At 47.4% G+C, this 12,289-nt stretch carries 15 protein-coding genes; 8 read left to right on the top strand and 7 right to left on the bottom strand.

What is annotated here, in order from left to right:
* Window positions 1–18 precede the first annotated feature (18 nt).
* The 5 genes from gnd (at window position 19) to KNO90_RS04960 (ending at window position 5,217) form a co-directional block, all read left to right on the top strand.
* Window positions 19–900: a phosphogluconate dehydrogenase (NAD(+)-dependent, decarboxylating) gene (gene gnd, locus KNO90_RS04940; protein ID WP_214742019.1), complete on the top strand. Its 882-nt coding sequence runs from the start codon at window positions 19–21 to the stop codon at window positions 898–900.
* A gap of 89 nt (window positions 901–989) precedes the next feature.
* Window positions 990–2,333: a GntT/GntP/DsdX family permease gene (locus KNO90_RS04945; RefSeq protein WP_214779639.1), complete on the top strand. Its 1,344-nt coding sequence runs from the start codon at window positions 990–992 to the stop codon at window positions 2,331–2,333.
* Between the two features lie 16 nt (window positions 2,334–2,349).
* Window positions 2,350–3,849 carry a gluconokinase gene (gene gntK / locus KNO90_RS04950; RefSeq protein ID WP_215113140.1) on the top strand — a complete coding sequence of 500 codons (1,500 nt, stop codon included), beginning with the start codon at window positions 2,350–2,352 and terminating at the stop codon, window positions 3,847–3,849.
* Window positions 3,850–3,970: 121 nt separating this feature from the next.
* Window positions 3,971–4,444 carry a GNAT family N-acetyltransferase gene (locus tag KNO90_RS04955; RefSeq protein WP_215113141.1) on the top strand — a complete coding sequence of 158 codons (474 nt, stop codon included), beginning with the start codon at window positions 3,971–3,973 and terminating at the stop codon, window positions 4,442–4,444.
* A 53-nt stretch (window positions 4,445–4,497) separates the two neighbouring features.
* Entirely contained in the window at window positions 4,498–5,217 is a 720-nt protein-coding gene (locus KNO90_RS04960; RefSeq protein ID WP_215113142.1) for a polysaccharide deacetylase family protein, read from the top strand.
* A gap of 71 nt (window positions 5,218–5,288) precedes the next feature.
* Here KNO90_RS04960 and KNO90_RS04965 read toward each other — a convergent pair whose 3' ends face one another.
* Window positions 5,289–6,365: a GGDEF domain-containing protein gene (locus tag KNO90_RS04965; RefSeq protein ID WP_215113143.1), complete on the bottom strand. Its 1,077-nt coding sequence runs from the start codon at window positions 6,363–6,365 to the stop codon at window positions 5,289–5,291.
* 165 nt (window positions 6,366–6,530) lie between these two features.
* Window positions 6,531–7,064: a dihydrofolate reductase family protein gene (locus KNO90_RS04970; RefSeq protein ID WP_215113144.1), complete on the bottom strand. Its 534-nt coding sequence runs from the start codon at window positions 7,062–7,064 to the stop codon at window positions 6,531–6,533.
* A 66-nt stretch (window positions 7,065–7,130) separates the two neighbouring features.
* On the opposite strand from KNO90_RS04970, the gene KNO90_RS04975 reads away from it, so the two are divergent.
* Complete coding sequence (locus KNO90_RS04975; protein WP_215113145.1) at window positions 7,131–8,030, top strand: helix-turn-helix transcriptional regulator; 900 nt, start codon at window positions 7,131–7,133, stop codon at window positions 8,028–8,030.
* 24 nt (window positions 8,031–8,054) lie between these two features.
* Here KNO90_RS04975 and KNO90_RS04980 read toward each other — a convergent pair whose 3' ends face one another.
* A complete protein-coding gene (locus KNO90_RS04980; protein WP_215113146.1) occupies window positions 8,055–8,471 on the bottom strand; it encodes an Lrp/AsnC family transcriptional regulator in 417 nt (138 codons plus the stop codon).
* A 118-nt stretch (window positions 8,472–8,589) separates the two neighbouring features.
* On the opposite strand from KNO90_RS04980, the gene KNO90_RS04985 reads away from it, so the two are divergent.
* A complete protein-coding gene (locus KNO90_RS04985) occupies window positions 8,590–9,351 on the top strand; it encodes an MBL fold metallo-hydrolase (RefSeq protein ID WP_215113147.1) in 762 nt (253 codons plus the stop codon).
* 37 nt (window positions 9,352–9,388) lie between these two features.
* Here KNO90_RS04985 and KNO90_RS04990 read toward each other — a convergent pair whose 3' ends face one another.
* The 3 genes from KNO90_RS04990 to KNO90_RS05000 form a co-directional block, all read right to left on the bottom strand.
* The gene (locus KNO90_RS04990) at window positions 9,389–9,871 is read right to left on the bottom strand and encodes a DMT family transporter (RefSeq protein ID WP_214742029.1); all 483 of its coding nucleotides are present in this window, start codon (window positions 9,869–9,871) and stop codon (window positions 9,389–9,391) included.
* Window positions 9,872–9,887: 16 nt separating this feature from the next.
* Complete coding sequence (locus KNO90_RS04995) at window positions 9,888–10,316, bottom strand: DMT family transporter (protein ID WP_215113148.1); 429 nt, start codon at window positions 10,314–10,316, stop codon at window positions 9,888–9,890.
* A gap of 76 nt (window positions 10,317–10,392) precedes the next feature.
* Window positions 10,393–10,710: an ArsR/SmtB family transcription factor gene (locus KNO90_RS05000; RefSeq protein ID WP_214742031.1), complete on the bottom strand. Its 318-nt coding sequence runs from the start codon at window positions 10,708–10,710 to the stop codon at window positions 10,393–10,395.
* A 128-nt stretch (window positions 10,711–10,838) separates the two neighbouring features.
* On the opposite strand from KNO90_RS05000, the gene KNO90_RS05005 reads away from it, so the two are divergent.
* Complete coding sequence (locus tag KNO90_RS05005; RefSeq protein ID WP_215113149.1) at window positions 10,839–11,783, top strand: M23 family metallopeptidase; 945 nt, start codon at window positions 10,839–10,841, stop codon at window positions 11,781–11,783.
* A 32-nt stretch (window positions 11,784–11,815) separates the two neighbouring features.
* Here KNO90_RS05005 and KNO90_RS05010 read toward each other — a convergent pair whose 3' ends face one another.
* Entirely contained in the window at window positions 11,816–12,214 is a 399-nt protein-coding gene (locus tag KNO90_RS05010) for a cytidine deaminase (protein ID WP_214742033.1), read from the bottom strand.
* Window positions 12,215–12,289: the final 75 nt, after the last annotated feature.

Raw genomic sequence — 12,289 nt, forward strand, 5'->3', positions numbered from 1 at the left:
TTTTTCAGGGGTGACAATATGGAAATTGGTTTGATTGGTTTAGGAAAGATGGGGTACAACTTGGCACTCAACTTGAGCGACCACGGACACACGGTCGTCGGGACGGACGTCGGGGACGTCACATCGGACGCGTTCACAATCGTGCCGACACTTGAGGATGTCGTCAATCAATTGTCGACGCCACGTGTCATCTGGGCGATGGTACCGGCCGGAGACGTCACAGAATCCGTGCTCGCCGAATTGTATGAGCGACTCGAACCGGGCGATATCGTCATCGACGGAGGAAACTCGAACTACAAACTATCGGTCGCACGCGCCGAACACTTTGCTGAGAAGGACATCAAGTTCTTTGACTGCGGGACGAGCGGCGGGACGGACGGTGCACGAAACGGCGCCTGTACGATGGTCGGGGGTGACGCGGATGCATGGCCGACGATCGAACCGATCTTTAAAGACTTGTCTGTCGAGAATGGTTACCTCTACACAGGTCCTGCCGGAAGCGGTCACTTCTTGAAGATGATCCATAACGGCATCGAGTATGGGATGATGCAGGCAATCGCCGAAGGATTCGATATCTTGGAGAAGAGTCCGTTTGACTACGACTATGAACAAGTCGCTCGCGTGTGGAACCACGGTTCGGTCGTCCGTTCTTGGCTCATGGAACTCACAGAGAATGCCTTCAAGAAAGATGCGAAGCTCGATGAGATTCGCGGGGTCATGCATTCATCAGGTGAAGGCAAATGGACAATCGAGACGGCGCTCGACCTTCAGGCGGCGGCACCCGTCATCGCCTTGTCGCTCATGATGCGCTATCGCTCACTCGAAGACGACACGTTCTCAGGTAAAGTCGTCGCCGCGCTCCGCAACGAGTTCGGTGGTCACGCAGTCGTCAAGAAGTAAGAAATGCGGAAAAGGTCACGGGGAAATGGCCTTTTCCTTTGTCAGGAACTGTAAACGGTTACATATTCGGAATTTAGGGGGAATACTCAATGTCTGGCTCAACACTTATTTTGATCGCCTTAGCCGGGATCTTCTTGCTCTTATTTTTAGTCATTCGCACAAAGCTTCACGCATTCGTTTCGTTGTTACTTGTTAGTTTAATCGTCGGGGTGGCAGCTGGCATGCCGCTCGGGGACGTCATCGCCTCTATCCAGAGCGGGATGGGCGGAACGCTCGGCTTCGTCGCTGTCGTCGTCGGTCTCGGCGCGATGTTCGGGAAAATGCTTGAAGTATCGGGTGGCGCGGAACGCCTCGCCCAGACACTCGTCAGTAAGTTCGGGGAAGATAAGGCACAATGGGCGCTCGGGATTACCGGGTTCATCGTCGCCGTCCCTGTCTTCTTCGATGTCGGTTTCATCATTCTCGTTCCAATCGTATACGGTCTCGCCAAAAAGACGGGACGTTCGCTTCTCTACTACGGGATCCCGCTCCTCGCGGGTCTCGCGGTCACGCATAGCTTCATCCCACCGACACCTGGTCCGATCGCTGTTGCGAACTTGATTGGTGCCGACCTTGGATGGGTTATCTTGTTCGGTGTTATCGCCGGGATTCCAGCCATGATTTTAGCCGGTCCTGTTTTTGGGAAGTATATTGCTAAGAAGATTCATGTGACGATTCCGGATTACATGGAATTTAAAGAAATCGATTCATCAAAAGAATTACCAAGCTTCAAAATGATTTTGTCGCTCATCTTGATTCCGCTCGTCTTGATTTTAGCGAACACGCTCTCAGCGGTTCTCTTGGATGAAGGTAACGCCGTCCGTGACTTCTTAACGTTCCTCGGACATCCGTTCGTCGCCTTGACGATTGCGACGCTCCTCACGTTCGTCTTCCTCGGGACACGCCGTGGCTACTCACGTGACGAAGTACAAGAAATCGCAACGAAAGCACTCGAACCAGCCGGAATCATCATCCTCGTCACAGGGGCCGGTGGTGTGTTCAAACAAGTGCTCATCGACTCTGGTGTCGGTGACGTGCTCGGTGAAATGATGGCCGGGTCACCACTTCCGGCAATCGTTCTCGCCTTCTTGATCGCGACGGTCGTCCGTGTCGCCCAAGGGTCGGCAACGGTATCGATGGTCACGGCAGCTGGACTCATCACGCCATTACTTGAAATTCAAAATATCACGGGTGCAGCGCTCGGTTTGATCGTCATCGCCATCGCTTCAGGGGCGACAGTTCTCTCACACGTCAACGACTCAGGCTTCTGGCTCGTCAACCGGTACTTCGGTCTCGACGTGAAAGACACGCTCAAGTCATGGACGATCATGGAAACGATTATCGGACTCACCGGCTTTGCCGTTGTGTTCTTGATTAGCCTATTTATCATCTAAGTTAGGAAGTGATTGTGTGTTTACGATTGGGGTCGATATCGGGACGACGAGTACGAAAGCCGTCCTGTTCAACGGTCATCAACAACTGGCGGTACATAACGTGTTGTATCCGCTTCTCACGCCCGATACGGAGACGGCCGAGCAAGACCCGGTCGTCATCTACGGGGCCGTGCTTGAAGCCGTCTCGGCGGTCCGCGCCAAAGCGGACGGTCCGATTCGCTTCGCATCGTTCAGTTCGGCGATGCACAGTTTGATCGCGCTCGATGCATCAGGACGTCCGCTCACGAACAGTATCACGTGGGCCGACAGTCGCGCGAATCCATATACGCAAGAAATCAAACGCGATGTTGATGCGAGTGCGCTCCATATGCGCACCGGCACCCCGGTCCATCCGATGGCACCGCTGTCGAAACTGCGCTGGTTGAAATCAGAACATCCTGACGTCTTTGAACAGACAGCTAAGTTCGTCTCCATCAAAGAATATGTCTTCTATCGGTTGACGGGACGCTTCGTCGTCGATCATTCCATCGCCTCTGCGACCGGGCTATTCAATTTGAAACAACAGGATTGGGACACAGAAGCACTTGAAGTCGCCGGTGTGACACGAGAGCGCTTGTCTGAACTCGTGCCGACGACCGAGATTTTACAAGTGACGCCTGAGGTGACCGAGACGCTTGGCTTTGACTTCCCACTCGTGATTGGGGCAAGCGACGGTGTACTCTCAAACCTCGGTGTTGGTGCCTTCGAACAAGGAGTCGTCGCCGTGACGATTGGGACGAGCGGCGCCATTCGGACAGTCGTCTCAGAACCGGTCGAAGATCCAAAAGGTCGCATCTTCTGTTATGCGCTGACAGATAAGCATTGGGTGATCGGTGGTCCGGTCAATAACGGCGGCATCATCCTCCGCTGGCTACGTGACGAGTTCGCAGCAAGTGAGGTCGAGACGGCGAAACGACTCGGCATCGATGCGTACGATGTGTTGACACGAATCGCCGAGACGGTCAAACCTGGTGCCGACGGACTGTTGTTCCATCCGTATTTGATGGGTGAACGGGCTCCACTTTGGGATTCGAACGCTCGCGGTTCGTTCTTCGGACTCAGCATTCACCATAAAAGGGAACACTTTATCCGTGCCGTATTAGAAGGTGTCATCTTTAACCTCTATACGGTCATGCTCGCACTCGATGAGTTGACGGGCGCACCGAACCGCATCCATGCGACGGGTGGTTTTGCTCAGTCAAGCCTCTGGCGTCAGATGATGGCAGACATCTTTGACACGCCGGTCGTCGTACCGGAAAGTCACGAGAGTTCATGCCTTGGGGCTGTCATGCTCGGGGAATACGCCTTCGGGGATATCGAGGAGTTCCAAGAAGTGCCACAAGTGACCCACGAACATACACCGAACATGGAAGCGACGAACGTCTATCGGGAGCTCTTGCCGATCTACATTCGCCTGTCACGTCACTTGTCAGAAGAATATGAAGCCATTTCAGCATTTCAGCGGAAGCATGTATAAGTTTGAAGACTCGTCAGTCACTCGATTGACGGGTCTTTTTTCCCCATCCATCCTCTATCCCCTCTCCATCATTCGCTGTACACTGAGATGAAAGGATGAAACGTTACAGGAGGAAAAACTCATGCAACTCAAAACAACCCGCTGCCTCATCCGACCGTTCGAACGACATGACATCGAACCGTTCATGGCGTATCGAAACGACTTGGACTGGATGCAGCACCAAACGTTTAAAGGTCTTAGCTATATTGAATACGAGAACGCTCTACTCGGCGAACAATCGCTTCAACACGGTATGCAACTCGCCATCATCGACCAAGCGACCGATGAATTGATTGGGGACGTGTATATCCAGCAAGAAGGCACAACCTATTGGATTGGTTACACGGTTACCCCCACACGCGCTCGTCAAGGCTATGCCTTTGAAGTGATGTCAGGACTGATTCGTCACTTGACTGATCAAGGAGCGAAGACGTTCAAAGCTGGTGTGCTTGGAACGAACGCGGCATCCATCGCGCTATTGAAGAAATTGAACTTCACTTATCTCACGACAGAACTTGACGAACAGATTTATCGTCTCGATGCCTCCAACATATGATAAAGTATGTATCACATGTCGCTTGGTTTTGATTTGAGGGAGTTTTGAATTGAATGATGAAACGCGTTCTTTTACTCATGTCTATTTTTTTGTTGATTGGTACTTTGTCACAGGCTGCAATCCCGGAGCCGAAAGCGTATAACGACCCGAGCCTCATCTATCTGACGCTTGATGATGGACCGAACTGGAAAACAGGAAAGCTGCTCGACGTGTTGAAGAAACATCAAGTGAAGGCAACCTTTTTCATTCTCGGGAAAAACATCGAAGGAAATGAGCACCTGCTTCATCGCATGATTGCGGAAGGTCATTTGATTGCCTTACACGGGATGCGCCACGACCGGGATGAGTTTTATGAAACGCCTATGACGGCGGTACAACAGATGCAGGAAGTCCAAGCGCTCGTTTATGAAGTGACGGGCATCCATACGAACATGGCCCGCACCATTTATGGGAGTGATGCCGGCATGACACCTGCACACTGGCAGGCGATGACCGATGCCGGTTTTGAGATTTGGGACTGGAATGTCGGCAGTCTCGACCATGTGTATAAGAAAGACAATGCCCGCGTCGAGCAACGCGTGTTCGACCGCCTCGAGGCGAATCGCGCCGCACAGGTTGCCTCAATCATTCTCGCGCACGATCACTCGATGACGCCGAAAGCACTCGATACGATTATCCGCTATGCGAAAGAACGAGACTATGAGTTCCGGACGTTAGAGGGTGTCCAACCGGTTCACAACTTTTCCGATGTGTGGGAACCTCATACGAACTAATCGCTGAGTTTCTCGTTAGATTTGTGCAAAAAACGCATCGGAAATATCCGATGCGTTTTTACGTGAATTCTTCATTGGACGTATTCCACCCCTCCATGGATGTGGGTACGATTTCTGCCTTGATTCTTCGCATGGTACAAACATTCATCCGCCAGATGGATCATCTCTAAAAGATGTTCACTTTTCCCGTTTGCGATTCCAATTGAAACCGAAATATTGATGACTTGTTGATTCAACAACTTAAATTCATGCTTTGAAATGCTGTTTCGGATCCGCTCCGCCACTTTCATAACCTCACCTTGTGAAAGCATTGGGATCAAAATACCGAACTCTTCGCCGCCGATTCGAGCTTTGATGTCATGGTCTCTCGTTTCACGATGTAACAGCTGGGCAAATTGCTTCAAAATTTCATCGCCATTTGAGTGACCGTATTGATCGTTAATTTGTTTAAAGTAGTCGATATCTAAAATGAGAACGTTACACGTATCGTATCGTTCTTTTATTTTTTTCATTTGTATCTCCCACGCCCTACGATTCGCAAGTCCCGTCAAATGATCGGTCTCTGCAGAAATTTTGTATTCTTTTACACGGTGATTGATGAGATACAAATCAACGTTCAAGAGGGTAATGAGCATTCCAACAGGGAAACTAATCATCACGATGAGTAAAGCGGCATGTGCGGCACTTTCACTAAATGCTCCACTCGTATAAATCGAAAGCCCAACAATCGAACAAGCCAACATATTCAAGATGAGACTGAACCGAAACAGTTGATTTTCTAGTGAAGCGATGTTATACGTGATCAATATTCCAATGACAATCAAGACAAGGCAAATGAATGCCACAATCGACTGAAAATCAATACCGTAACTAAATCGATAAACTACAATCATTGTGGCTGCAATAATCAAAGGAGACACTAATCGATAGAAACCAAGTAAAATGAGCACGAGAAAACGAAAGTCGATTTTGATTACCTCTTCAACTACCACACCTTGTGTGATCAAAAAAATTCCTAGACACCCTGATAGCAATCCAATCAGCATATTTTTAACGCCTTCGTGCTTTGTATCATAATTCATGATTTTAGAAATGAAGTAAATCCCTGTAAAAGAAATACAAGAGTTAGCGATTAGACTAATGAACATACGTTGATCCCCTCGGTATCCGTCATGTCAGTACTATTCTCTTCTTATATCCAATTAGCATCATTTACTAACATTTTAAGGTTTTTATTATTTATTTGAAAGAATATTTTTACTTTAGAAGTAAATCGATTCTTCATTTTTATTCGTCATAAAAAAATCGAATCCTTATTTGGACTCGATTTTTGAACTCTCATATGTCGCCATGATGAACTGACCGGATGCGCGTTGACTTGTCAGTCGAAGCTTCGTTTCTTTCGTGCCTTCTGGGAAAAGTGGGATTCCCTCACCCAACACGATCGGTGCAATCGCAATCTCATACCGGTCAATCAAGTCATGCTCCATCGCGGCTTTAATAACTTCTCCCCCGCCGATGAGCCAGATGTCTTGATCGACTTCTCCTTTCAACCGATCAATCAGTTCTTCGATTGGTTCATCCGTAAAGGTGACATGTTCCGCCTCACGGTCCGGATTCCGCGTCATCACATAGTTCGGCACATCTGGATATGGGTACTCTTCTGACAATTGAAGGACTTCCTCATATGTCTTCCGTCCCATGATGACAGCACCAACGGTCTTGAAAAATTCAGCGTATCCATTGTCCCCGTCCCCCTCTACGGCGAACAACCAATCGAGTTGGTCGTTCGACCGGGCAATCTTCCCATCTAAACTCATCGCAATATACAACACTACATTCGGCATCGTGTCTCCCTCCTTGATTCGTGATACATTCAACTTAACGAACAAATACGACAAAAGATGACGGGAATGATAACTTTGAAAAAACGACACTTGCAACTGATTCGACTACTTAATCGCGGACGACGTTTTACCGCTGAAGAACTCGCTCAAGAGACAGGTGCCTCTATTCGAACAATCCAACGGGATATGCTATCGCTCGAAGAACTCGGTTATCCGATTTGGAGTGTGCCCGGGGTTGGTGGTGGATATGAGGTGCTACCGAATCGTTTGTTGCCACCACTCCACCTTCGCGAGCAAGAAGCCGTCGCCCTTTATCTTACGCTCAAATGGATGGAACACATCCCGGACGTTCCGTTCGGTGATATACGAAATACCCTGTCCGACTGGTACGTGAACGAGTTACCTCAGGACTTAGAAACGAAGATTCATCACTTAGAACGAAATATCCTGTGGCTCGGGAACAAACAGATTCCAAAGGCTCCGTTCACAAAGGACATCTATCAGGCGGTCGAGCGCAAGAACAAGATCGAGATGACGTATCAAACGACGAAAGGATCACGTACGTTCACCGTCGCCCCAATCGGCATGGCACTCCTTGATTTGAAGTGGTATGTCTTCGGGCTCTCTGAACTGGGACTTCGGCAATATCGGATTGATCGAGTGGAAGCGGTCAAGTTGCTCGAAGAATCGTTTGAGTCAGAGGATTTGGTGACCTTGCTTCAGACAAGTGATGAACGAGGCGGTATGACCGTTCAACTCGAGCTGACGTCACTCGGTCGTCGTTTACTTGAAGATGTATTACCCGATATTGAAGAGAAGAATGAATGGGACGTACCCGAAGAAGAGCTTCCGTTTTTGTCGAGACAGCTGTTGAAGGCAGGTGCTGAAGTGGAGGTCAAATCGCCAAGTACGTTGCGGGAGATGATGAAGGAGCATGCGGAACGTTTGATGAATTTGTACGCTTAACAAATACCCAGTGAACGATTGAATTCACTGGGTATTTTGATGAATGACAAGTGATATTTTATAGTTCACGTATTTGCTGAGTCCATCTAAAAATGCATTCAGTTCGTGATTCGTTGGGAAACGACACTCGAGTAGATAGCATCCATCCCCACTCACCTTGTAGTTATGTCGTACGTATTGCCGATGCTCTTTAAGAAAAAGAAGGTATGGATCGTGAAATGTGCTCGTCGTGTAAATCGTAATCATCGCATGAATTGGCAAACCGATTTGATCCTCATTGATTCGAATCGTGTATCCTTCGATAATTCCAAGGTCTTCTAACTTCTTCACCCGTGTGGCTGTTGCTTGCCCCGTCAAGTGAACGTGTTCTCCTAGTTCCTTCATTGTCATACGACTGTTTTGTTGCAAGGCTTCAATAATACGTCGATCTGTTGCGTCCATGCGGCAACTCCTTTCATCATTCAAGTCAATCGATAAAAAGACTTGAATGAAGTGATGTCTTACAAAACGGGTACGTTCTACACTACATATATACTACATGGAAAAAGGAGAATCACCTATGAACATTCAATTGATCCGAAACGCGACACTACGACTCGAGTATGCTGGGAAAACGTTTCTCATCGATCCATTTCTTGCGAAGAAAGGCACGTATCCACCTTTCCCAAACTCGGCTCGTCAAGATGAGCAAAATCCACTCGTTGAATTGCCGATTTCGATTGAAAATCTTCTACACGGAATTGATGCCGTCATCTTGACCCATCTTCATCTTGACCACTATGACGAAGTCGCAAAAGAGGTACTTGCAAAAGAGATTCCGATTTTCGTTCAAAATGAAGCAGACCAAACCACGATTCAACAGGATGGATTCACAGATGTTCGCGTGTTGACTGAATCGACCGAATTCGAAGGTATTCATCTCGTCAAAACGGTCGGTGAGCATGGTCGAGGCGACATCTTAGCGTTGACTGGTCAAGTGTGCGGTGTCGTCTTTACACATGAAGCAGAAAAAACGTTATACGTCGCTGGAGATACAGTTTGGTATGAGGGTGTCGCTGACACCATTCAATCGCATCGCCCAGAGGTGATCGTCGTCAATGCGGGAGACAATCAATTCTTAGAAGGTGGTTCACTCGTCATGAATGAAGTGGACGTACGTCATGTAGCAGAAGCTGCCCCGGAAGCTAGCATCATCGCCGTCCATATGGAGGCAGTGAACCACTGGAACTTGTCACGGACTGACTTACGAGCTTATGCAGACGAGCATGAATTTGCCAATCAACTAATTGTTCCTGAAGACGGTGAATCAATCAGTCTATAACAAAAATCTCCTGAAACTCGTGTTTCAGGAGATTTTCTTATGATGCGATCGATTTGGAAGTAGACCTTTCTTTCGCTTGTTTTATGTTCCCTACATACAATAATCGCAATGCGACAATCATCAAAATCAACGCAATTAACCGTTTCGTGTCGAATGGAATCACAGCACCTTCGAACCATCCGAAATGGTCAATGACCATTCCCATTGAAAGTTGACCAATGATCGCGGCTAAATTCGCGGCAATGACACCGATTTTAGGTACTGCTAAAATCGTTAAAAATAAATAACCCACTCCGAGCCACACGGCACTCAGTTGCCACACAGGAGCGTCTAAAATACTTAAAATCTTCCCGCTTCCAAAGAACAAAACAAGCAAGAACAGCATCATGGCTCCCGTAATGAACGTTAAAAAGGCACTTTCTAATGTACCGGCTTTACGGCTAAACGCGCCATTCACCGAAGATTGAGCACTGAGGAGTGCGCCTCCAATCACAGTGACGAGCAATAATAAGATAGACATGTTTACAACCTCCCGATTAATAGATTAAGAATAACGATACGATCATCAGTCCGACCGCCATAATTTTTTCTTTTCGTACTGTCACTTTCGGACTTCCAAGCCAACCGTTGTGTTCGATTACCATCGACATGATCAATTGACCGACGACGACACTACTCATTGCCATACCGACTCCAATCAACGGGATTCCGACGACAAGAATCGTGAGATAAATCAATCCAAGTAGTCCTCCTGTCAACTGCCACTTCGGTGCTTCTTTCGTGTAAGACAATTTGCCTTTGCCGAAGAATAATAGCGCCACACCTAAAATAATCGTACCGACGGCAAAGTTATATAAACTACTTTCGAGTTTTCCAATCGTTTCTCCTAAACTCGCATACATCGCTCCCTCAAGACTGAGCGCCACACCCGCTAAAAAAGCGAGGACGTAAAAAATTGATTTCATACTCTTCTCCTCCATTTCCATACGCTGCTTATATCTATATTTCGAGAAAAATCGAAATTAAAAGCGTGGAAAAGAGTCAAAGCTCTTCTCCGATATACCGAGACAGTTCTTGGAGCACTTCTTCATTTCTTCGATAGTACGTCCACTGCCCGTGTCGCTCAGACTCTAACAATCCAACGCTTTGCATCATTTTTAAATAATGTGAGACCGTCGATGGGGATAACGTAGTCTTTTCCTGGATATCCCCAACACATACGCCTCCTTTCTCGCTCATATTTTTCGTAAGATGCGCTGTCGGTTTGTCGAAGTGACGCATCGGCTCTTTTAACCAATGCAACATTTCGAGTCTCGTCTCATTTCCCAACACTTTAAAAAGTTCCACAGCATTTTTCATACGCTCATGTTATTCGATAATTCTCGAAATGTCAAAAAAACTTCCTCGAATGATTTTTTTATTCATAACGGAACATTCATATACCTAAATTCGTATAAAGGACTAATTTAAAAAAAGGCGGTATGCCCATGCATTATGAGAATATACAGTTCATCCACTTATTCAAAGATGGTCAATTCGATGACATTTATCATCAAATGACCGATTCGTGCAAATCTCATTATTCCATGGACACGTTTCATCACGAAGCGTCTTCTTTTCATCATGGAATCCGTCGCTATCGTCTAATCAATGAGATGGTCTTGAATGGGAATCGATATGTATTATGGTCGGATTTCCGAAAAGAAAAGTTATTGAGCGTTCAATTTAATCGCGTGAATCAGATTGAATCCATTCAGATGACGGTCACATCCTCTTCAAAAGAGACCAATCCTTTCACGAAAAACAAATACCACCTTCCATTCAAAGAGCAGTGGTTCGTTGTCTCAGAAGGAACGAACGTCGGAATGTATTTTCATGAACCGATTCGAAAGAAACGTGATGGCTATGACTTTTTAAAAACAAAAGATCAGCAACCTTACAATCGTAGAAAAGTCGGAATCGATGGCTCGTATGCGTTTGGAGAACAAGTCCTGTCCCCTCTCGATGGTACAGTTCATCAGGTCGTCGATGGGCTACCAGATGAACCAAATACTGATCATCCACTTGGCAATCACGTCATCATTCAACATAAACATGATGAATACACGCTTCTCGCTCACTTAGAGAGCGGTTCGATCGCCGTCAAAGTTGGAGACCAAGTGAAAACCAAAAAGTTGATTGCCCGCTGCGGACGCTCTGGAAACATAGTAGAGCCACGCTTGCATATGCGTGTCATGAATCACCCGGACGTGGAGAACGCGACCGCTCTCCCAATTCGATGGAAAGGACGAAAGCGACCAGTGCGTGGAAAAGTAGTCACTTTCCGCGAAGAGGACAGTTGGTCAAATGGACTCGCTGGCCTCGATTTCTTAGAATTGATTTTTTATATTATTCAGGCCATTCCGCGATTATTCTTTCACTTTTTCAGATGAGAAAACCCCTCAGAAATCTGAGGGGTCTGCGATTACATATCCAAATCTGTGAACGCGAGCGGGACGAGCTCCCCAAGCGTCACTTCTTTCACATCGGCATTGCCGTTTGTGAGCAGTACTTTGAAGTCAGGACCACCAAACTCGACCATGACCTGACGGCAGATGCTACATGGTGGCAAGAAGTCTTCCGTGTCACCAGACACGGCAACCGCTTCGAAGTCCCCCTTTTTGTATCCTTGGGCGACCGCTGTGAAAATGGCTGTGCGCTCTGCACAGTTCGTTGCTCCGAACGAGACGTTCTCGACGTTGACGCCGTCGATGACCGTGCCGTCCTTCATGAGAAGTGCCGCACCGACGCGGAACTTCGAATATGGTGAATACGCATTGTCCTTCAATTGGCGTGCGCGCTCGACTAATTGTTGTTGGTTCATCTTAAGTCATTCCTCTCGAATATCGAATGAACTGATGCCAGTCCCCGTGCCTCTCATTTTTGGGCAGGATTTATA

It is taken from the genome of Exiguobacterium sp. s63 (assembly GCF_018617335.1).
Classification (GTDB): Bacteria; Bacillota; Bacilli; order Exiguobacteriales; family Exiguobacteriaceae; genus Exiguobacterium.

What these genes read in the sequence shown, in the direction of transcription:
- gnd (WP_214742019.1), top strand. Translation starts at nt 19, where the DNA reads ATGGAAATTGGTTTGATTGGTTTAGGAAAGATGGGGTACAACTTGGCA.
- KNO90_RS04945 (WP_214779639.1), top strand. Translation starts at nt 990, where the DNA reads ATGTCTGGCTCAACACTTATTTTGATCGCCTTAGCCGGGATCTTCTTG.
- KNO90_RS04955 (WP_215113141.1), top strand. Translation starts at nt 3,971, where the DNA reads ATGCAACTCAAAACAACCCGCTGCCTCATCCGACCGTTCGAACGACAT.
- KNO90_RS04960 (WP_215113142.1), top strand. Translation starts at nt 4,498, where the DNA reads ATGATGAAACGCGTTCTTTTACTCATGTCTATTTTTTTGTTGATTGGT.
- KNO90_RS04965 (WP_215113143.1), bottom strand. Translation starts at nt 6,365, where the DNA reads ATGTTCATTAGTCTAATCGCTAACTCTTGTATTTCTTTTACAGGGATT.
- KNO90_RS04970 (WP_215113144.1), bottom strand. Translation starts at nt 7,064, where the DNA reads ATGCCGAATGTAGTGTTGTATATTGCGATGAGTTTAGATGGGAAGATT.
- KNO90_RS04975 (WP_215113145.1), top strand. Translation starts at nt 7,131, where the DNA reads ATGATAACTTTGAAAAAACGACACTTGCAACTGATTCGACTACTTAAT.
- KNO90_RS04980 (WP_215113146.1), bottom strand. Translation starts at nt 8,471, where the DNA reads ATGGACGCAACAGATCGACGTATTATTGAAGCCTTGCAACAAAACAGT.
- KNO90_RS04985 (WP_215113147.1), top strand. Translation starts at nt 8,590, where the DNA reads ATGAACATTCAATTGATCCGAAACGCGACACTACGACTCGAGTATGCT.
- KNO90_RS04990 (WP_214742029.1), bottom strand. Translation starts at nt 9,871, where the DNA reads ATGTCTATCTTATTATTGCTCGTCACTGTGATTGGAGGCGCACTCCTC.
- KNO90_RS04995 (WP_215113148.1), bottom strand. Translation starts at nt 10,316, where the DNA reads ATGAAATCAATTTTTTACGTCCTCGCTTTTTTAGCGGGTGTGGCGCTC.
- KNO90_RS05000 (WP_214742031.1), bottom strand. Translation starts at nt 10,710, where the DNA reads ATGAAAAATGCTGTGGAACTTTTTAAAGTGTTGGGAAATGAGACGAGA.
- KNO90_RS05005 (WP_215113149.1), top strand. Translation starts at nt 10,839, where the DNA reads ATGCATTATGAGAATATACAGTTCATCCACTTATTCAAAGATGGTCAA.
- KNO90_RS05010 (WP_214742033.1), bottom strand. Translation starts at nt 12,214, where the DNA reads ATGAACCAACAACAATTAGTCGAGCGCGCACGCCAATTGAAGGACAAT.